Source organism: Myceligenerans halotolerans, assembly GCF_054782975.1.
In genome coordinates this window covers 227,515-248,644 of sequence record NZ_BAAGRL010000004.1, presented here as the reverse complement: position 1 = coordinate 248,644, position 21,130 = coordinate 227,515, and the positions used below count along the sequence as shown (strand labels likewise).

General features: G+C 73.7%; 13 protein-coding genes. 4 read left to right on the top strand and 9 right to left on the bottom strand.

The features are described from left to right. Nucleotides 1-17: 17 nt before the first annotated feature. A complete protein-coding gene (locus ACYVK5_RS02010; protein WP_460701613.1) occupies nt 18-6,104 on the bottom strand; it encodes an SCO7613 C-terminal domain-containing membrane protein in 6,087 nt (2,028 codons plus the stop codon). A gap of 193 nt (nt 6,105-6,297) precedes the next feature. Here ACYVK5_RS02010 and ACYVK5_RS02005 point away from each other — a divergent pair, with 193 nt between their 5' ends. Together ACYVK5_RS02005 and ACYVK5_RS02000 are read left to right on the top strand one after the other, a co-directional pair. Next, nucleotides 6,298-7,989 carry an Ada metal-binding domain-containing protein gene (locus tag ACYVK5_RS02005; RefSeq protein WP_460701612.1) on the top strand — a complete coding sequence of 564 codons (1,692 nt, stop codon included), beginning with the start codon at nt 6,298-6,300 and terminating at the stop codon, nt 7,987-7,989. 100 nt (nt 7,990-8,089) lie between these two features. Continuing rightward, nucleotides 8,090-8,710, top strand: a complete 621-nt coding sequence (locus ACYVK5_RS02000) for a methylated-DNA--[protein]-cysteine S-methyltransferase (RefSeq protein WP_460701611.1) — start codon at nt 8,090-8,092, stop codon at nt 8,708-8,710. A 153-nt stretch (nt 8,711-8,863) separates the two neighbouring features. Here the strand turns inward: ACYVK5_RS02000 and ACYVK5_RS01995 are convergent, their stop codons facing one another. The 3 genes from ACYVK5_RS01995 to ACYVK5_RS01985 form a co-directional block, all read right to left on the bottom strand. Further along, nucleotides 8,864-9,796, bottom strand: a complete 933-nt coding sequence (locus tag ACYVK5_RS01995; RefSeq protein WP_460701610.1) for a carbohydrate ABC transporter permease — start codon at nt 9,794-9,796, stop codon at nt 8,864-8,866. Then, nucleotides 9,793-10,779 (bottom strand): carbohydrate ABC transporter permease, encoded by a 987-nt coding sequence (locus tag ACYVK5_RS01990; RefSeq protein ID WP_460701609.1) that lies wholly within the window; start codon nt 10,777-10,779, stop codon nt 9,793-9,795. The genes ACYVK5_RS01995 and ACYVK5_RS01990 overlap by 4 nt, the downstream gene beginning before the upstream one ends. A gap of 167 nt (nt 10,780-10,946) precedes the next feature. After that, on the bottom strand, nt 10,947-12,335 hold the full coding sequence (locus ACYVK5_RS01985; RefSeq protein WP_460701608.1) for an ABC transporter substrate-binding protein: 1,389 nt from the start codon (nt 12,333-12,335) through the stop codon (nt 10,947-10,949). A gap of 306 nt (nt 12,336-12,641) precedes the next feature. Between ACYVK5_RS01985 and ACYVK5_RS01980 the strand changes: the two genes are divergently transcribed. Next, entirely contained in the window at nt 12,642-13,478 is an 837-nt protein-coding gene (locus ACYVK5_RS01980; RefSeq protein ID WP_460701607.1) for a type I methionyl aminopeptidase, read from the top strand. 62 nt (nt 13,479-13,540) lie between these two features. Here ACYVK5_RS01980 and ACYVK5_RS01975 read toward each other — a convergent pair whose 3' ends face one another. The 4 genes from ACYVK5_RS01975 to ACYVK5_RS01960 form a co-directional block, all read right to left on the bottom strand. After that, a complete protein-coding gene (locus ACYVK5_RS01975) occupies nt 13,541-14,392 on the bottom strand; it encodes an HAD family hydrolase (protein WP_460701606.1) in 852 nt (283 codons plus the stop codon). A 128-nt stretch (nt 14,393-14,520) separates the two neighbouring features. Next, nucleotides 14,521-15,372, bottom strand: a complete 852-nt coding sequence (locus ACYVK5_RS01970; protein WP_460701605.1) for an HAD family hydrolase — start codon at nt 15,370-15,372, stop codon at nt 14,521-14,523. Nucleotides 15,373-15,457: 85 nt separating this feature from the next. After that, nucleotides 15,458-17,737 (bottom strand): hypothetical protein, encoded by a 2,280-nt coding sequence (locus ACYVK5_RS01965; RefSeq protein ID WP_460701604.1) that lies wholly within the window; start codon nt 17,735-17,737, stop codon nt 15,458-15,460. Nucleotides 17,738-17,781: 44 nt separating this feature from the next. Then, the gene (locus tag ACYVK5_RS01960; protein WP_460701603.1) at nt 17,782-18,894 is read right to left on the bottom strand and encodes a diacylglycerol/lipid kinase family protein; all 1,113 of its coding nucleotides are present in this window, start codon (nt 18,892-18,894) and stop codon (nt 17,782-17,784) included. A 73-nt stretch (nt 18,895-18,967) separates the two neighbouring features. Between ACYVK5_RS01960 and serS the strand changes: the two genes are divergently transcribed. Beyond that, nucleotides 18,968-20,242, top strand: coding sequence for a serine--tRNA ligase (serS, locus tag ACYVK5_RS01955; RefSeq protein ID WP_460701602.1), 1,275 nt, complete (start codon nt 18,968-18,970; stop codon nt 20,240-20,242). 84 nt (nt 20,243-20,326) lie between these two features. Here the strand turns inward: serS and ACYVK5_RS01950 are convergent, their stop codons facing one another. Further along, nucleotides 20,327-21,124 carry a glycosyltransferase family 2 protein gene (locus tag ACYVK5_RS01950; RefSeq protein WP_460701601.1) on the bottom strand — a complete coding sequence of 266 codons (798 nt, stop codon included), beginning with the start codon at nt 21,122-21,124 and terminating at the stop codon, nt 20,327-20,329. Between the last annotated feature and the right edge of the window lie 6 nt (nt 21,125-21,130).

Sequence of the window (21,130 nt, the reverse complement as noted above, 5' to 3'; positions counted from 1 at the left end):
ACCGCCCGTCGGCCTCGTCAGCGCAGGTCGCGGAGGTAGGCCGCCGTGCCGCCCGACGCCGCGGTGCGGCGCTCGTCGAGGGTGGCGATGATCAGCAGGACGAGCGCCGCCGGCACCAGGGTGAGGATCCACGGCAGGGGCGAGACGCCCACGCCGAGCTTGGCGAACACCACCAGGACCTCCACGCCCAGGGTGACGATACCGAGCCAGAACGGCGCCGACAGGCGCAGCCGCGACCCCGCCAGCACCGCCATGAGCGCGACGAACACCACGCCGCAGGCGCGGACGGTGAGCGGATCCGTGGCCGTGGACAGCACGGACGGCCCGACGAGCGCGAGCACGCCCGGCGCGAGCGTCCGCCACGACCCGGCGAAGCCCACCGGCCAGGTGGCGATCGCCGGCGCCTCGTGGTCCCGCCGGATCCGGTCCCGCAGCGCCACCCACCCCGCGAGGATCAGCGCCACCCCGAGCGGCGCCGAGAACGTCTCCACGCGCAGCTCGCGGGGCGACCACGCGGCGATCGCGACGAGCGCGGCACACACCCAGACCAGCCAGGGTGCCGCACCCATCGCCCGGCCCGCGGCCAGCCTGCGGACCCCCAGTACGAGCAGTGCCAGGAGCGCGAGCTCCACCACGAACAGCGTGATCACGGCGCCCCACGCCGGCTCCATGTGGGCGAGCACCGACACGGTGCCCAGCACGAGCGCCGGCACGAACCCGTGGCGCCGCAGCAGCCCGGTCAGCCGGGGCCCCGCCGCAGGCCGCACCACCGGCACGCTCAGCGCCAGCACCGCGACGGCGGCCGCCGCCCAGGCCAGCCCGATGACGAACGCCGCATCGGTCGCGGCCGGGATGCCGGTGAACGGATCCTGGATCCGGTCGGTGGTGTACGACGACGCCCTGCGGTCGCCGGGCCAGGCACCAGGCACAGGCGCCACCCGCCACGACTCGATCACGCCGGCGAGCGACGTGAGAGCGGCGATTCCGGCCAGCCCCGTCCGCGCGATGCGCGCCCACGCGTGGCGCCCGGCCAGGAGGGCGGCACCGAGCGCGGCGAACGCCACGCCCACGAGGGCCCAGGCGCGCCAGTCACCGGCGTCGGACCTGGTCAGGTAGACGATGAAGCTCGGCACGACGGCGAGCGCCACACCCGCGCCGGCGAGCGCCCAGGCGTTCCTGGCGCCTCCGGCTCCGGGCGGGCCCGGGTGCGCGTCGTCGTCCAGGGAGTCCGGCTCGTGGCGTCTTCCGGACCTGCCCAGTCGCCGGGCGACGAGGACGCCGACGACGACGGCGCCCAGGGCCGGCGGGAACGTGTACGCCTCCACCAGCCGGATCCCGCTCGACGCGAGGGCCGTCCACAGGGCCGCGAGCAGCAGCGCGCCGGCGAGTGCCCAGACGCGCCTCCGCCCCGGCTCGCGCGCGACGAGCGCGGCACCGGCCGCCAGGATGAGCAGGACGGCGACGGCGATGTCGGGCCCGGCGGCGGGGCGGGCGTACGCGAGGAGGATCGTGATCGATCCGGTGAGCAGGGCGGAGCGTTCCAGCGTGCTGCGGAGGGTGCGGGCGAGGGTGTCGCCGCCGTCGGGCACGCGGGCGTCGATCCGTTCGGCGACGCGTGCCGCGCCGCCGGCCACGGCCGCGACGAACGTGGCGGCGGTGGGCAGCACGTACGGGGAGCCGGAGACCTCGAAGATCATCGCGCCCGCGCTGGTGGTCATGACCGACGCCGTCGGGAGCAGCAGGAACGCCGATCCGGCGCGGACGAGCACGGGCAGGCCCCGCCGGACGGTGAGCAGCAGCACCAGTTCGAGCACGAGCATCGAGGCGGCGGCGCCCGCGGACCACCAGGTGCGCTCGAACACGACGGTGACGACGCCCGCGAGGAACGGCGTCGCGGTCACGCCGAGCACCACGTACCACTCGTCCCGCGGCGTGCGGCTGCCGAGCGTCACCGCGATCGCCACGAGCGAGGCGGCGGCCGAGACGGTGCAGACCGCGGCGACGAGCGACAGGTCGAGCCACGCGAGCACGACGCCCAGTACCACCAGCGGATACACGTAGGCGATGCCGACCAGCCAGGGATGGGTGGGGCGCGGCAGGGTGCCGCGCAGAGCCAGGACGAGGGCGCAGACGGCGAGTGCGCCGGCGGCCGTCGTCGGGCGGGAGAGCCAGGAGCAGACGCCGAGCAGGACGATCACGGCGGCGGCGCCGGTGAGCGAGGCGTGCCGCGCGAGCCGGTGCTCGACGGCGGTCACCGGGCGCCCGCCGATCACGCGCAGGCTTCCCGCCACGCGGGCCAGGGCGCCGCCGGTTTCCTGGATCGCGTCCACGACGGGGCGGAGGCGAGGCCATGCGGAGTGCCGGTCGGCGGTCGCGGCGACGAGCACGGTACCGAGCAGCGCCAGGAGGAGGAGCGATACGACGGCGGGGAGCCCCGGGTGCAGGGCGAGGCCGACCGCCGCCAGGAGCGCGAGGAACGGTGCGGAGAAGCGCTCGGGCCGGGCCGCGCCGTCGCCGGGTGCGAGCCGGGCCGCGGCGAGGGTGGCCACCGCCAGGGCGGCTGTCCCCAGGCCGGCCCAGGCGGGGAGGGCCGAGCCGGCGGCGGCCGTGCCGACGTCGAACACTGGGCCGACGACGCCGTCCGGAGCCAGGAGCCAGCCGGTTCGCGAGGCCGACACGGCGGCGGCCGACAGGTCGAGCACGCGCCCCAGCACGAAGATCGCCGCGGGTACGGCGGCGACCGCCGCGACGGCCCAGCCGCTCAGCAGCAGGTCGTCGCGGGTCCGGGGGGCGAGTGCGCGGTTCACGGATCCGAGCCGGGAGGCCCGGAGCAGGCGCGGCGCGGTCAGCACGGCCAGCGCGGTCCACGCGCAGGCGGCGCCGAGCGGCACCCAGCCAACGGCCGAGTCGTCGGCGACGAGGCCCCACAGCCCGCCGGAGCCGACGACGAGGGCACCGCCGATGACCAGCCAGTGGCGGTGGTGGGTGACGCGGCGCAGTACGGCCACGACGGCGGCGGTGAGTGCCACGAGCGCGGCGGTGCCGCCCAGGCCGGGGAGCCCGTCCGGCTGCGCGACGTCGACCGACAGGACGACGGCGAACGACACGGCCAGGAGGGCCACCGCGTCCAGCACGGTCCTTTCGGGCGCCAGGCGGGAGCCGATACGCGTTCCCGAGACGAGGCCGGCCGCCCGGACGAGCAGCGTCGTGAGCGCGACGCCCAGGAAGGCCACGGCGGGCAGCCACGACGCCGACGGCGGCTCCGCGGGGGAGAGCGCCAGCAGCGGGATTCCCGGCACCGCCAGCACGGCGGCCGACATCCACGCCCGGACCCGTAGCGCGTGCCCCGCGACCGCCGCGGCGAGCACGACGGCGGTCCACACCGCCGTCGTCGTGCCGAGGTGGTTCGTTCCCGGGAGTACCGCGGGCGGGGCGAGGGACCAGAGGAAGACCGGTGCCGTGAGGAAGATCCACAGGGCGAGAGGGATTCCCGTCGCCCGGACGATCCGGAGGTACGCGGCCTCCGGCGTGAACGGCACGCCGAGGTGTTCCCCGAGGCGCGCGGCGAGCGCCGGCGCGACGCGTCCCGCCGCCCACGCGACGAACGCGACCAGCACGGAGGCGCCCGTCCACCACCACGCGGACCACTCCGACACGGCCAGGCCCGCCACGGCCGGCGCGGGCACGAGCGGCACCGCGAGCAGTCCTGCCGAGACCCACGAGCGCACCCGCAGCAGCGCCCCGCCCAGGAGCGCGACGGCGGCCACGGCGGACCAGAGCGCGGCGGTCGCGCCCATCTTCGTCCATCCCGGGGCCTCGGCCGCCGCCAGCGAGACGGCCAGGGCGGCCGGCAGGGCAACGGCGCGGACCACCCGGAGGAGGTGGGACTCCGGCGTGAACGGGTGTCCGAGCCGGTCGCCGAGGCGGCGGGCGATCGCGGGCAGGCCACGCATCGCGCCGAGCGCGACGAACGCGACCAGCACGATCGCCGACACCCACCACCAGGCCGACCACTCGCCGCGCGGCAGGCCCGCCACGGCCAGCAGCGGCACCGCCGGGGCTGCCAGCACGGCGGTGGAGGTCCACGAGCGGGCGCGGAGCGCCCAGCCCCCGCCGAATGCGACGGCGACGACCGCGGACCAGAGCAGCGTCGTCGTGCCCCAGCCGTTCAGCGGCGGGACCCCGGCCGCGAAGCAGGAGGCCAGGAGCGCGAGTGGGAGGCTCGCGGCGCGGACCACCCGCAGCAGATCGGCCTCCGCGGTGAACGGCCGGCCGAGCCCGTCGCCGAGCCGCCGCGCCATCGCGGGGAGCCCGCGCACGGCCGCGAGGGCGACGAAGGCCGTCGCCACGCACGCGCACGTCCACCACCACGCGGTCCACGGCGAGGCGGGCAGCGCGGCGGCGACGAGTGCCGGCAACGCGGGTGCCGCGAGCACGGCGGTGGTCACCCAGGAGCGCACCCGCAGCAGCAGGCCACCGAGCAGCGCCGCCGCGACGACGACCGACCAGAGGAGCGACGTCGCGCCCCAGCCGGACGGCAGCGGCGCGCCGGCCGCTCCCACCGACGCGGCGACTGACGCGAGGAGCGCGGCCGGGACGCCCGCGGCGCGAACGACACGCAGGATCCGCGCCTCGACGGCGAACGGGCCGCCGGAACCGGCACCGAGCCGGTTTCCGAGCGCCGGCAGAGCGCGCATCGCCCCGAACGCGACGAGCGCCACCAGGACGAACGCGAGGGTCCACCACCAGGCCGGCCACGGGGCCGACGTCGTCCACGCGGCCGCCGGAACGCCCGCGGTGGCAAGGACCGGCGCCACCGGCGCCGCCAGCACGGCGACGGACGCCCAGGACCGGACCCGCAGCAGGTAGCCGCCCGCGAGCGCCACGGCGACGACCGCGGACCACAGCACCGCGGTGGCGCCCGTGCGGGTGAGCGGGAGGATCTCGGTCGTGGTGAACGACACCGCGAGCGCGGCCGGGAGCGCCGCCGCCCGCACGATCCGGAGCGCCCTGCGCTCCACGCCGAGGCGGGTGCCGAGCCGCTTCGTGATCGCGGGCAGGACCCGCGTCGCCGCCCACGCCACGAACGCGACGAGTGTCCACGCCGCGACCCACCACCAGGACGACCATGCGGAGCCGGGCAGGCCCGCGGCGGCCGACAGGGGCACCGCGAGTGCCGCGACGAGGCCGGCCGACGCCCACGTCCGCACGCGCAGTCGGTGCCCGACCAGGATGAACGCGGGTGCCAGGACCGCCAGCACGACGGCGCGCGCCAGTGCCGGGTCGAGCCCGCCGAGGAGTCCTGCCTGCATCGCCAGCTCGACGTCGACCCAGCACAGCACGGCCGCGAGGGCGGCGACGGCCTCGCTCGTGGTCCGGAGGCCGCCGCGGCGCAGGAGGGCCGCGACCGTCGCGGCCGTGACGGTCACGATCCCGGTGACGATCGCGCGCAGCGCCAGGTTGTCGCCGAACGTGAAGAAGACGAACACGATGGCCGCGACGGCGAGCAGTGTCGCGCCGGCGCCGGCGAGGATGGGCTGGAGCGACACGCCTCCGCCCGGGGTCGGACGGGGGCGGGACGGCTTGGCGGGGGGCCGGGGTGGTGCCGTGGGACGGGCGGGCGACGGCGGCCGGGGTGCCGAGCGGCTGCGTCCGGCCGGGACGGCGACCTTGGCGGCGAGACGCAGGCCGGCGGGTGGCGGTCCGGCCGGGACGGCTGGTGTCGCCGGATCTGCCCCGACGGAGCCCTCCGGGCGGGCCGGGTGCTCCGGCCGGGTCGGTGAGACGGTCGGGGCCGGGAACTCTTGCCGGTCGCGCTGCCGATCGCTCGGCCGGGCCGGGGCCGGCCGGCCGTGTCCTGCCTGCCGCTCGTTCCGCGTCCGCTCCTGGGCGGTCCGCATCCCGGTGATCACCTCGGCGCGCCGCCGCAGGACCTGGGCGGCCTCGAACGACAGCCGCCGCACCTCGTGCGCGCGCTCGACGCTCAGATCGAGGCCGCAGGCACCGCACACCGGCCGGTCGAGTGCGGACCCGCAGTCGGGACACCTCCACGTGTCCTCGAGCCGGCGCGCGATGTCATGCCAGGGACTCCTGGTCTCGGTCATGCGGCCAGCGTGGCGGAGCCCTGGCGAGCTCAAGAGGATTTGTCGGGCTCCGACCGGAATCTTCCCAGGGTCTCCCCAGGTACCGATCCGCGGCGTCACGGAATCGCGCGGCGCGGGCGGGCGTCATGGCCCCGCATCGTCGCGTCCGAATCCCGCTAGCCGCTTCGCGGGACGGCGGCGCAGGATGGGACTCATGACCGACGTCGTACACGATTCCCCCGTCGCCCGGGACACACCGGACGGCTCGCTCTTCGCCGAGCGGTACCGCGCGATCGCGGCACGCGACGCGCGGTTCGACGGACAGTTCTTCACCGCGGTCCGGACCACCGGGATCTACTGCCGCCCGTCGTGCCCGGCCCGGACGCCGAAGGCGGCGAACGTCACGTTCTACCTGACCAGCGCGGCCGCGCACGACGCCGGGTTCCGGGCGTGCAAGCGCTGCCTCCCGGAGGCGACGCCCGGCACACCCGAGTGGAACCTGCGCCGGGATCTGGCGGGCCGGGCGATGCGGCTGATCGCCGACGGCGTCGTGGACCGCGACGGGGTCGACGGACTGGCCGTCCAGCTCGGCTACTCGGTGCGGCAGATCAACCGGCTGCTCGTCGCGGAACTGGGCGCCGGCCCGCTCGCGCTGGCACGCGCACAGCGCGCCCAGACCGCGCGGGCGCTGCTGACCGGCACGGACCTCAAGCTGGCCGACGTCGCGTTCGCGGCCGGTTTCGGCTCGATCCGCCAGTTCAACGACACGATCGCGGAGATCTTCGCGGCCACGCCGTCGGAGATCCGGGCGCGGGCGCGCGGGCGGCGCACCGGTACCGATGGTGGTGTGGTCGGGGGTTTTCCGCGTGGTCGGGCAAGTACTCACCCGACCACGTGGAAAACGCCCGACCACGATCCGCACCGCGACCTGCCCGACGCCGTGGACCACGGCGCGGAGCGGCAGTCGCTCCGGCTCAGCCTGCCGGTGCGGCTGCCGTTCGACGCACGCGGGGTGCTGGAGTTCCTCGCCGCCCGTGCTGTCGAGGGCGTGGAGTCCGCGGACCTCACCGGCCCGGAGCTCCGCTACGCCCGGACCCTCACGCTCCCGCACGGCCCGGGCGCCTTCGAGGTGCGCTACCGCGAGCCGGACGGGCAGGAGGACCTGGTGCCGGGGAGCCCTCCGGACGCGGACCGCACCGGGAGCGTCCCCGTCACCGTCGAGGTGACCCATCTCGCCGACGTACCGGTCGCCGTGTCCAGGATCCGGCGGCTGCTGGACCTTGATGCCGACCCGGTCGCCGTCGACCGCGCCCTGGCCGGCGATCCCGTCCTCGCCGCGAGCGTCACCGCCGTCCCCGGGATCCGCGTGCCGGGCGCGGTGGACGCCGCCGAGTTGCTCGTGCGGGCGATCGTCGGACAGCAGATCAGCGTCGCCGCCGCCCGGACGCACCTGCGCCGGCTCGTCGGCGCCGCCGGGACGCCGTACGTGTCGGGCATCGCCGGGCTCGCGCGGCTGTTCCCCACGCCGGAGCAGGTGGCCGACGGCGCACGCCACCACCTGCGGCTCCCCGCCCGCAACGTCGACACCATCGAGTCGACCATGCGCGCCCTCGCCACCGGTGACCTCGTCGTGACCGTCGGCGACGATCCGGCGGAGCTGCGCCGCCGGCTCGTGGCGCGCCCCGGGATCGGTCCCTGGACGGCGGGCTACGTCGCGCTGCGCGTGCTCGGCGACCCGGACATCCTCATGGACGGCGACGTCGCCCTGCTGGCGGGCGCGCGCACGCTGGGCCTGCTCGACGGCGAGGTCACGCGGTCCCGCCAGTTCCGCGCGCTCGCCGAGCGGGGCGCGGCCTGGGCTCCCTGGCGCTCCTACGCCGCCATGCATCTCTGGCGTGCGGTCTGACCCGGCGTCGCATCCGCCGGCTCGTACGCCCCGGCCGACGGCGCTGATCCTCCGGCCGGCGAAACCCGCCCGACACCCACTCTCGCGGAAGGAACTCACCATGCACGCCACCACCCTCGACACCCCGGACGGGCCGTTCACGATCATCGGGTCCGAGTCCCCGACGAGTCCGGCCGCGCCTGACGCCGCCGTCCTCGCCTCCGGCTGGACCGAGGACGCCGACTCCCTCCTCGCCCTGATCCATCGTTCCCTGCGGACGTCGCCCGCCGTACGCCCACGGCGTTCGTCGCGGCCCGCCGATCTCACGGCCGCCGCCATCTCGCGACGGACCGGAACCATGAGTACCGGGGACGACATGCCGCCGTCCGCGAACCTCCTCGCTACAGCCGCTGCAGCCGTCGTGGCCTACTACGACGGCGACCACGACGCCCCCTCACGCGTGCCGGTCCGGCAGGCGAGCGGCGAGTACCGGACGCACGCGTGGGACGTGCTGCGCGACGTGGCCCCCGGCGAGCGGCTCACCTACACGGAGTACGCGGCCCGGACCGGCCGGCCCGCCGCGGTGCGCGCCGCGGCGGGGGCCTGCGCGATGAACGCGGCGGCACTGTTCGTGCCCTGTCACCGCGTGCTGCGCACGGACGGCACGCTGGGCGGCTTTCGCTACGGCCTGGACATCAAGGAGAGCCTGCTCCGCCGGGAGGGCCCGCAGTCCACACCGTGACCAGGCCCGTTGTTGCCGGTCGCCGAACCGCATGCCGGAGTCGCTGATCGCGGGCCAGGGCCGAGGTGCCCCGTCCATCCATGCGAAGGACAGTGGGTGACCGAGAGGCCGCCTGGCGGGCGAGCTCGCCCGCCAGGCGGCGTCGGGGACCTGTCAGCCCTTGACCGCCCCCGCGAGCATTCCGCGCACGAAGTAGCGCTGCAGCACCAGGAACACGATCACCGGCACCACCATCGCGATGAACGCGCCGGCCGACAGGACGTGCCAGTCGCCGCCGCGCGAGCCCGCGAGCTCCGCGATGCGCACGGTGAGCGGGAAGGTCCGCAGGTCACCCATGACGAGGGCCACCAGCAGGTCGTTCCACACCCACAGGAACTGGAAGATCGCGAACGCCGCGATCGCCGGGGTGAGCAGCGGCATCATCACCTGGAAGAAGATCTTCACGTGCCCGGCGCCGTCGACCCGCGCCGCCTCGACGAGCGACCTCGGCACGTCCTTCATGAAGTTGTGCAGCAGGAAGATCGCCAGCGGCAGCGCGAAGATCGAGTGCGACAGCCAGATCGTCCAGAAGGTGCCGTTGACGCCGAGGTCCACGTACGCCGACAGCAGGGGCACGAGCGTGATCTGGATCGGTACGATCTGCAGCGCGAACACCGCGATGAACAGGATGTCGCGCCCCTTGAAGTCAATCCACGCGAAACCGTAGGCGGCCAGCAGCGCGATGGTGATCGGGATGAACACCGCGGGCAGCGTGACCACGAACGAGTTCACGAAGAACTCGGCCAGGTCGGCCGAACCATACAGCGCCGTCTCGTAGTTGCGCAGCGAGAAGACGCCCTCGCCCGCGGCGGCGTCGCCGAAGACCGTCCACCACCCACTCGTGCGGATGTCCAGCTCCGGACGGAACGACGTGACGAGCAGGCCGAGGCTCGGCACGGTCCAGAGGATGGCGATCACGATCGCGAGGGTGCTGGCCCACGGGTTGCTCAGGGCCTTCCGCGCCTTGCGCGCGCGGCCGCCGATTCCCAACGGCACCCCAGGCCGGACGGGCCCGGACGCCGGCGTCGTCGTCTCCGTTGCGGTCATCGGATCTCCTCCACCTTGCGCTGCTGGCGCACGTTGTACACGACCACCGGGACGACGATGACGAACAGCAGGACGGCGAGCGCCGCGGCCATGCCGGCGTCCTGCTGTCTGAAGCCCTGGTCGTAGAACTCGAGGGCCACGATCGACGTGTCGAACTGCCCGGCCGTCATCGTCCGCACGATGTCGAAGGTCTTGAGCGTGGTCATGGCGATGGTGGTGAGCACGACGATGAGCGCCGGGCGGATGCTCGGGATCGTGATGCGCCAGAACATGCCGAACCCGCTGACGCCGTCGAGCCGGGCGGCTTCCGTGATGTCGGTCGGGATGGCCTTGATCGACGCCGACAGCAGGGTCATCGCGAAGCCCGTCTGGATCCAGACGAACACGACCATGATCAGGAAGGTGTTCAGCGGCCTGCTCAGCAGCCACTGCTGCGGCTCGCCGCCGAGCCACACCAGGACCTGGTTGAGCAGGCCCGTCTGGTCGACGCCCTGCGGTTTGAACTCGTAGACGAACTTCCAGATGATCGACGCGCCCACCATGGAGATCGCCATCGGCAGGAAGACCAGGCCCTTGGCGAACTTCTCGAACCGGCTCCGGTCCACGAGGTAGGCGTAGACGAGGCCGAGGAAGGTGGCGACGAGCGGCGCCACGAGGACCCACAGGGCCGTGTTCCCGAGCACGATGAGGAACTGGGGCTCGGTGAAGGCCCGCACATAGTTGTCGAGGCCGATGAAATCGCCGGAGTTGCGGCGCAGGAACGACGTCCAGATGGTGCGCACCGCCGGATACACCAGCCCCGCCAGCAGCAGCAACAACGCCATGCCGGTGAAACCGAAGCCGACGAACCAGCGCGACGGGTTCCGCGGGCGGTCGACGACGAAGAGGATGATCGCCATCAGTGCCACGAACAGCCCGATCGCGAGCAGCATGAGAAGCAGCTTGTGCACCGGGTCGTCACCGGCGTGCAGTAGCCAGTCCAAGGGAGTTCTCCTGACTTGTGGGGTGCGGTCCGCGTCATCGGGGACCCTGATCTGCTGAGACGGCCCGGCGGTGACGCACACGAGGTCGCGTCATCGCCGGGCCGGAGCGGGGAGGTCGTGCGGGCCGGCGACGCCACCCGCCCGCACGACCTCAGGTGCGATCAGTCCTACGGCCAGGACTGCTCGATGTCGCCGGTGACTCGCTCGGTCGACCGGTCGCTCGCGAACCACTCGGTCATGCCCGACCAGAACGAGTCGGTGCCGACGGCAGCCGGCATCAGGTCGGACGCGTCGAAGCGGGCGACCGTCGCCTCGTCGGCGAGGATCTCACCCGACAGCTTGTCGAAGTCGCTCGCCAGGTTGTCCAGGTCGAGACCGTTGTTCGCGCTGACCCAGCCACCCGCGGGCGTGGCCACCGCCTTGGCGTTGGCCCAGTCGGAGCTGGACAGGTAGGTCTGGAACGCCACGACCTCAGGACGGTCCGCGAACGCGCCGATGAACTCGCCGGCCACCAGCGTCGGCTTCTCGTCGGTGGTCAGTGCCGGCAGGTAGAACGCGTAGACGTCACCGTCGGGACCCACCTCGGTGCCCTCCGGCCACTGCGTCGCGTAGAAGTTCGCGGCGCGGTGCATCCAGCAGTTCCCCTCGAGGATCGGGTAGCCCGCGTCCGTCCACGAGGCGGTGGCGATCGAGTCGACGCCGCCGAGGCCGCCGTTCACGTAGTCCGGGTTCTTGAGGATCTCGCCCGCCATGTCGAACGCCTCGACGATCTGCGGGTCGTTGAACGGGATGTCGTGGGAGACCCACTGGTCGTAGACCTCGGGGCCGGCGCTGCGCAGCACCGCGTCCTCGATCCAGTCCGTGGCCGGCCAGCCGGTCGCGTCACCGGACTCCACGCCCGCGCACCACGGCTTGGCGGCACCTTCGGTCCCCTCGGCGATGGTCTCGGTGAGCGCGAGCATGTCGTCCCAGGTCTCCGGGATCTCGTAGCCCGCGTCGGCGAACATGCCCGGGGAGTACCAGACGAACGACTTGACGTTGGAGCCCAGCGGGGCAGCGTAGAACGTGCCGTCGACCGTCCCGTACTCCTTCCAGTCCTCCGCCCAGAACTCGTCCGTGTTCGCCTCGACCGAATCGGGCGCCGGCAGTACGGCGTCGTACTCCGTGACGAGGGTGTTCAGCAGGCCCGGCTGCGGCAGGATCGCGATGTCCGGCGGGTTGCCGGCCTGGACGCGGACGGGGAGCTGCGCCTCCATCTCGCGCGACCCCTCGTACTCGACCGTGACGCCCGTGCACTCCTCGAACGGGTCGTACGACGCCTCCTGTGTCACCGCCTCGGGTTCGACGATCGTGGTGTACACGGAGACCGTGGTGCCCTCGAGGTCGCCGAACTCCTCGTAGGCCGAGCAGTCGATCTCGAACGCCCCGACGTCGCCGTCGTCGCCTCCGGATCCTTCGTCTGTGTCGGCACAGGCGCCGAGCACGAGCGCGGTGCTTGCGACGCCGGCTGCCAGGGCGAGGCCCCGGCGGCGGCCGCCGAACTTCTGGATCCTCATCGGTTCCTCCACTGCCATGTGGTAAACGATTCTGACGTGCAGGTACGCCCTGGCCCATGGCCAAGGGGACCCGAGACCAACGGAACCCCGGTTCGCGGCTGTACGCAACCATTTCAACGTTGTTGCAAGATTACGAAACCGTTGCGATCGCTTCGGCATCTCCTGAAGCCTCTTCGTACCGAGCATAGGCACGGATCGCCGCGGCGGCTCGGTACCTCCGGCGAGTCCGGCGACGTAGGCTTGTCCCGGCGCCCCGCCCACCGTGGGGGGCGCCGCCACCATTCCCCCGCCGCCAGAAGGACGGACATGATCGAGCTGAGGACCCCCCGCGAGATCGACGAGATGCGGCCCGCCGGGCGTTTCGTGGCCGAGGTGCTCACCACGGTCAAGGCCGCGGCGAAGCCGGGCGTGAACCTGCTCGAGCTCGACGAGATCGCCCACAAGATGATCCGCGACCGTGGAGCCGAGTCCTGCTACATCGACTACCACCCGTCGTTCGGCGCGATGCCGTTCGGCAAGGTGATCTGCACATCCGTGAACGACGCCGTGCTCCACGGCCTCCCGTTCGACTACGTGCTGCGCGACGGCGACCTGCTGTCGATCGACTTCGCGGTGGCGGTGAACGGCTGGGTGTCGGACTCGGCGCTCTCCTTCGTGGTGGGCAATCCCGTGCCGGGCCGTGGCGAGTTGGCCGACCTGGGGCGACAGCCCCGCTCCGGAGGTCTGGACAGCTCTACCTACGAGAGCAGCGCGAAGCTCATCCGCACGACCGAGGTCGCCCTCCAGGCCGGCATCGCGGCCGCCACCGTGGGCAACAAGGTCGGCGACATCTCGGCGGCCATCGCCAAGGTGGGGCGCAACGCCGGGTACTCGATCAACACCGACTTCGGTGGCCACGGAGTGGGCCGCACCATGCACGGCGACCCGCACGTGCCGAACGACGGGCGCGCCGGGCGCGGGTTCCCGCTGAAGCCCGGCCTGGTCATCGCGATCGAGCCGTGGTTCCTGGAGACCACCGACGAGATCTGGACGGACCCCGACGGCTGGACCCTCCGCTCGCAGGACGGCTCCCGCGGCGCCCACAGCGAGCACACGATCGCGATCACGGAGGCCGGCCCGGTGGTCCTCACCGCGCGGGACTGACCGGCGTCCAGTCCGATCGGTGTCTCAGATCGGCGTCGGACCGACCGGCGTCGATCAGCCGATCACACGGACAGCAGCACCGGAACCAGGCCGTCGTCGTCCAGGGTTCCGGTGACCTCGTCCGCGCCGGCCTTGACGTCGTCCGGGGAATGCCCCATCGCGACGCTCCGCGAGGCCCAGGCCATCATCTCGAGGTCGTTCACGCCGTCGCCCACCGCGATCGTGCGGTGGGCGGCGACGCGCAGCGTCCGGCGGATGATCTCCAGCGACGTCGCCTTGCTCAGACTGGTGGGCGTGACGTCGATCCAGTCGTCGGCGGCGGGGACCGCGGTGACGTCGAGCGAGCGCAGCGGCTCGAGCAGCCGCTCGACCACGCGCGGTCCCTTGACGATGGCGCGCGTGACCGGAACGGACCAGAGATCGGCGAGCGGCACCACTTCCTGCTGCCCGTTCACCTTCCCCTGGGGAAAACTGTCGAGCACGCGGTAGCCCCAGCCGATCTCCTCGACGGCGAGGTTGACCTCCGGTACGAGGGCGAGCGCGCGCTGCAGCACGGGTTCGGGGTCGAAGGTTCGCACGTCCTCGAGCGTGTAGCCGCCCGCGGCGCCCAGGGTCAGCCGCGCGGTGACGGCGCCGTTCGACGCGACCACCCAGCCGGTCTGGATCCCCAACTGGTCCGCGACGGGCAGGATGCCGACGAGCGAGCGCCCGGAGGCGAGGACGACGTGATGTCCGGCGGCCCGCACGCGCGCCACGGCCTCGCGGACGTTCTCGGTGATCTCCAGGGTCCCGGAGGTGGCAATCGTTCCGTCGATGTCGAGGGCGACAAGCGCCGGTTCCCCGAGGGATCCGGGGACGGTATGAGCGGTCACGCTCTGGGTAGCCCGCGTGGCGGACAGTGGCTCCAGTTGCATGCCGCAGACCTCCGATGTCGCCGCAATAAAATCTCACCCACCGGTGAGACTGGTCACAAGCTACCGGATTGATGCGACTGCACATAGCGATGTCCGTGATTCAGGCGAAAGTGGGAATACCGTTCACGTCACGGACGCCCGTCCAACAGTGAACGCAGCACCGCCACGACACCGTCGTCCTCGATACCTCCGGTCGTCTCGTCGGCCGCGTCACGAACCCGCTCCGAGGCGTGCCCCATCGCGACTCCACGCGCCGCCCAGCGCAGCATGTCGATGTCGTTCGCCCCGTCACCGACCGCCAGCGTGCGCTCCACCGGCACGCCCAGTTCCTGGCGCACCCGCTCCAGGCCGGACGCCTTCGTGACGCCCATCGGCGCGATGTCCATCCACGCCGACCAGCCGACCGCGTACGTCACGTCCTCAAGCCCGACCGCCTCGGCGAGCCTGTGGAACTCGTCGCTGGAACTGCCCGGCGCGCGCACGACGACGCGTGTCACGTCCGCCGACCACAGCTCCTCGAAATCCACGATCTCGTGCTGGCCCTGCAATTCCCCGTCGGGAAAGTGCTCGGTCAGCCGGAAACCGATACCGACGTCCTCCACCGCGTAGCGGGCATCGGGCAGTTCCTCACGCAGGAGGCGGAGCGCGGGGCCGGGGTCGAACGTCTCGACGTGCTCGAGCTCGTAGCCCTCGGGCGCGTTCGGGTCCAGGCGGGCCACCACGGCGCCGTTGGAGGCGACCATCCAGCCGTCGTCGATCTTCAGTTCCGCGGCCAGGGGCGTCATCGCGATCAGTGATCGGCCGGACGACAGGACCACGTAGTGGCCCGCTGCCCGGACGGCGGCGACCGCGTCGCGCGCGGCGTCCGAGAGCTCCTCGTCATAGGTGACGAGGGTCCCGTCGATGTCCAGGGCCACGAGCCAGTCACCCGCGCCGCCCGGCGGCGTCGTGGCGGCCGCCTCGAGTTCCGGAGTAGTCACGCCCTGCACTGTACGACCACCGGCCTGCCGCGCGCTGGAACACCACATGGCGAGCAGTCGAACGCCGGAGCCGCGGGCCCGGCGGTCACATCCCGCGCGTCCCGCGCGCACCACGGCCCGCCGGAAGACCGCCGGCCGGATCCACGGGGCGCTCCTCGGCTCGGCCGCCGGCGCCGAGGACCGCGAGCGTCACCAGGGGGACGGCGACGAGCAGGCAGAGCATCCCGATACGGAGACCGAAGTCGTTGATCAGCGACCCGATCACCGCCACCAGCCAGACCGCGGCCACGGCCGGTCGCAGCAAGGGCCAGGCACGGCAGGCCGGGTCGGACCACGCCGGCTCCAGCCTCCGTCCCAGCAGGGGCGTGAACACGACGAGGGCCACGGCCAGCAGCACGAGCACCGTCACCCACACGGAGGGCCCGGCCAGCACCGACCGCGCGGCATAGGCGGCCTTGCGCGCCAGGAGGGACCATGCCTCGCCCTCGATCACGTCGGCCACGAACCGGCCCAGGTGCGACCGCTGAACAGCCGGCCGCAGCCAGTCCGCGACGCCGATCGCCGCAACGAGCACGGCACCGGCCGCGGTGACCGCGACGACGCGCCGGACCCTGAGCCTTCCGCCGTAGGCCGCGATGCCGAGCACGGCGAAGGCCGGCACGAGCGCCGGCCCGCCGCCGAGGTCCGCGCCGAACCCCGGCAGGACGTCCACGATCACCGCCACGAGCCCGATGCCGCCCACCGCCGCCGCGGCGAGTCCGCGCCGGCCCCGGGACACGAGCCACTGCGCCAGCGCCGCGGCGAACACGACCCCGGCCACCGCGTACACGCAGAACGTCGGGTTGCCGAACCCGTAGAACCGCGCGCCGTAGGTGGGCGCCGCGCCCAGCGGCGCGGCCCGGTTGAGCACCGTGGAGGCCAGTCCGTCCACCGTGAGCACGGCGAACGTGACGCCGGCGAGGAAGCCGGGCCGGGCCCACGTCGGCCGCGCCGGGACGACCGCGGCGAGGCCCGCGAGCAGGCCCGCGATCGCGACCACCGCGGTGCCCAGCGCGAGGCCCGGCAGGGGGAACCGCCACCATCCCGTCAGTGACGCGAGGAAGCCCGCCACCGGCGCGGCGCTCAGGAACAGCGCGGCGCCCACCGCGGCCGTCCGGGCCCTGCCCGCACGCCCCCGGGCCCCCGCCCACCAGCACAGTCCCGCGAGCGCGAGGGCCGCCCAGAATCCGCCCTCCACCAGCACGGTGTAGGCGGCGCGGCGGCCGTGGTCGCGCTCGGTGAGGTCGGTGAGCGCGTCGATCGTCTCCGCCGCGGTCTCCGGCCGGTCCGCGCCCCGGACCAGCGGCGTGTCCTGGAGGCCGCCGGTCGCCGCCGGTCCCGCCGCGGCGAGCAGGGTCGCGGGCAGGTCGCCCGCGCGCGCCACGCCCGTCGTCCGGGTGGCCGACGACGTGAGATACCGCGGCCCGGGGTCGTCCGCCCCGGCGGCGCGCAGCACCAGCCCGATCCCGAGCTCCGGCTGCTGACCGCGCTGGTTCGCCAGGTCCGCGACGACGACGGTCGCGTCCGCCGGGACGGTCTCCAGCACCTTCCGGACCTCGGCGTCAACGGCGGCCACCCGCGCGGCGCGCAGTTCCTGGGCGTCGGCCCGGTCGAGCTCGTCGCGTGCGAGAAGGGCGCTTCCGGCGTCGACCACGGTGACGGGGCAACCGAACGCCTCCGGCCCGACGTCGTCCGCGTATCGCTCGACCGCGCCGTCGCCCCGGGCCACGGCGACCGCCGCGCCCGGCCCGACCGCCGTCGTGCACACGCCTGCCAGGGCGTCGCCGAGCCTGCCGAGGTGCGCGCCGTAGGCGGACCCGCGTTGCAGTGCCTGCCAGTCAGCCCATCCGGCGACGACGGCCTCCGCGTCCCTGCCGAACGCGGGCTGGACCTCGGGTTCCTCGCACGCCGCGTCCCGGGACGACGCGGACTCCGCGAGTCCCCCCGCGGACAGGGCCAGCCAGCCCCCGACGGCACAGCGCGCCGCGGCGCCGGTGGTGAGCGCGAGTCCCGTCGCGTCCGCTCCGGGACGATCGTCGAGCACGCCCTCGTCGAGCAGGCCGGCCAGGTAGGGGGTGAGCGGCGGGTCGCCGGGCTGCCCTCCCACGAGTTCCTGCGCGACACCGTCGACCGGGGCCTTCAGGTCGGTCCACCGGACGCCCGTCGTGCCGACGAGGACGACCGGCCCTTCCGGGACGGCCTGCTCCTTCGATCCGACGACGGCGACGCTCCCGCCGGCCGCACCGAATCCGGACGCACCGGGCACGATGAGGATCGCGGCCAGCGCCGCGAGCATCACCGCCACGGCGGCCGGTTGTCGAATCACCGCGTCAGCCTACGTCGGGGCACCGACATCGACGCCGTGCGGGTTCACGGTGCCCGGACCCGCAGCGCGGCGGGGTCCACGCGCGACGAGATCTCGACCGCCCGGCCGAGCGGGTCACCGTCGACCTGCACCTCGTCGCCGCCACTCACCCGCACGCGGGCCCGGCGGCAGGTGGCGTGGTCGATCCGGCCGAGCTTCTCCGGCAGGTCGGACCGGACGCCGAGGCCCTGCATCGCGACCTCCACGGTGAGCTGCGCCCAGCCCAGCACGCCCCCGCGGGCGTCGACGGCCGCGACGTCGAGCACGCCGTCGTTCAGGACGGCGTCCGGCAGGAGGGTGATGCCTCCCGGCAGCGTCCCGCAGTTGCCGATCATGAGGCTGCGCAGCCGGGCGTCGGCCGGAGGCCCGTCGTCGAGCCAGATCCGTGCCCTGAGCCGCCGCCCCCGCAGGTGCGGGAGGCCGGCGACGAAGTACGCCATCCAGCCGACCTTCCGCTTCAGCGCGGGGTCGGCGCCGGCCACCATCGCGGCGTCGAACCCGAGGCCGGCGATGACGAGGAAGATGTGCTCGGTGTCGGTGTCGTGCGGGGGCTCGGCGGGGTCGGTCGGGTCGTCGTCGCGCGCGAACTCCGCGACGCGCAGCCAGCCGACGTCGATCGCCCGGGTCCGGCCGTCGAGGACGACGGCGATGGCCCGTTCCACGTCGGCGACGGGCACGTCGAGGTTGCGGGCCAGCAGGTTGCCCGTGCCGACGGGGATCACGCCCATGGGGACGTCGCTGCCCACCAGGGCCTCCGCGACCGCCCGTACGGTACCGTCCCCGCCCGCGGCGACGACGACGTCGGCCCCGTCCGCGACGGCACGACGGGCGTGGCCCTGACCGGGGTCCTCGACGGTGGTCTCGTAGAAGGCGGGCGGCGGCAGGCCGCGTTCCACGCACGCCGCGCGCACCCGGTTCCGCAGGCCGACGGTGCCGGCCTTGGAGGGGTTGAGGACGACGGCGATCCGGCTCGGGCCCTGCCCCTCGGGCGCGCGCTCGGCGGCGGGCCCGAGGCGGCGGCGCATCACCGCGACGCGCGCCGAGATCCGCAGCGCGACCCCGAGAGCCGTCACTGCGATGACGATCGCGGCGGCTCCGAGCCACACCTGCCATTCCATAGGGTGATTATCCCCGGCGGGCGGTGCGCGACGACGCCACGGCCCTCGCGCCTCGCGCCAGTAGGCTGGGCGCGTGATCGATCTGAAGCAGCTGCGCGAGAACCCTGACGTCGTGCGCGCGAGCCAGACGGCCCGCGGCGACGACCCCGCCCTCGTCGACGCGGCCCTGGGGGCCGACGCGACCCGGCGGTCGTCCCTGACGGCGTTCGAGTCCCTGCGCGCCGAGCAGAAGGCGCTGGGCAAGCAGGTCGCGAAGGCTTCGGGCGACGAGAAGGCGGAGCTGCTGACCCGCACCAAGCAGCTCGCACAGCAGGTAAAGGATCATCAGGCGACGGCGAACACCGCCCAGGAGCGGCTCGACGAGATCCTCTGGGAGATCGCGAACATCGCCGAGGGCGCACCGGCAGGCGGTGAGGCGGACTTCGTCGTGCTTCGCACCGAGGGCACGCCGCGCGACTTCGCCGCCGAGGGCTTCGCCCCGCGCGACCACCTCGACCTGGGTGAGGGCCTGGGCGCCATCGACACCCAGCGCGGCGCGAAGGTGTCGGGCTCGCGGTTCTACTACCTGACCGGGGTGGGCGCCCGGCTCGAGCTGGCGCTGCTCAACCTGGCGATGGACCAGGCGGTGGCGGAGGGCTTCACGCCGGTCATCACGCCGACGCTGGTCAAGCCGGAGACCATGCGCGGCACCGGGTTCCTCGGGAAGCACGCCGACGAGATCTACCGCCTCGAGAAGGACGACCTGTACCTGGTGGGTACTTCGGAGGTGGCCCTCGCGGGCTACCACGCCGACGAGATCGTCGACCTGACGGGCGGACCGCTGCGGTACGCCGGCTGGAGCGCGTGCTACCGGCGCGAGGCCGGATCGCACGGCAAGGACGTGCGGGGCATCATCCGCGTCCACCAGTTCCACAAGGTGGAGATGTTCAGCTACTGCCGTCCGGAGGACGCGGCGGCCGAGCACGAGCGGCTGCTGGCGTGGGAGGAGAGCATGCTGGCCAAGGTCGAACTGCCGTACCGCGTGATCGACACGGCGGCGGGTGACCTGGGCTCGAGCGCGGCCCGCAAGTTCGACTGCGAGGCGTGGCTGCCCACCCAGGAGCGCTACCTGGAGCTGACGTCGACGTCGAACTGCACCACGTTCCAGGCGCGCCGGCTGGGCGTGCGCGAGCGCACCGAGGACGGCTCGACCCGAACGGTGGCCACCCTGAACGGCACGCTGGGCACCACCCGGTGGATCGTCGCGATCCTGGAGAACCACCAGCGGGAGGACGGCTCGGTACGGGTTCCGGAGGCGCTGCGCCCCTACCTGGGCGGCGCGGAGGTGCTCGAGCCCGTCAAGGGCTGAGGCGTGGGCCCGGGCGCGGCCGCCGGGCCGGGGTTCCGCCGGGCCGGGGTTCCGCCGGGCCGGGGACGGCGGGAGAGCCTGGGCTCAGTGCCGGACCTGGTTCGTGGTGTGACGGACCGAGTCCATCGCACCCCGCATCTTGCGGAAGTTGATCGCCACGAGCACGTCGCGGTACTGGGCGGCGCGGTGCATCTGGCCCTTGAGGTCGTTGGCCGACGCCCGGTGCCTGAGGTCGCACGGCACCTCCACGGCGACATAGCCGCCGCGGAGCAGATCGATGGTCATGCCCGTCTCCACGCCCCAGCCCTTGGCCAGGGGAGTGGCGGCCTCGAACGCCTCGCGCGTGATGCATCGCATGCCGGACAGCGGCTGCTTGGGGCTCCACCCGGTCATCGCCTGGATCGCCTTGCGGGCGGTTCCCACGACGATCCCGCGCCCGCCGGCTCCTGGCTGCTTCGGCAGGAGGGCGATCGCGACGTCGGCCACGCCCTCCAGGACCGGCCGCACGAGCGGCGCGGTGTTGACGGCCGTGTCACCCAGATCGCCGTCGATGAACAGCAGAAGGCGCGGCGGGCGCCCGTCGGCGTCGCGCATCGCCACGACGGCGGCGCCCGTCTCCATCGCGGCGGCCTTGCCCCGGTTGTGTGAGTGCCGCACGACCACCGCGCCCGCGCCGCGGGCCACGTTCGACGTGTCGTCCTCGGACCCGTCGTCGACCACGAGCACGAGATCGACGTGAGGGATGGCACGGGCCGAGCGCACCGTCGACGCGATGCGCTCGGCCTCGTCCTTGGCGGGAATGATCACGGCGACCCGCTGGACGTTCTTCCCTTGTCGTGTGCTGCCTGGACGCCGTGTCTTCGCGACCGGAAGAGCGTTCACACCTGT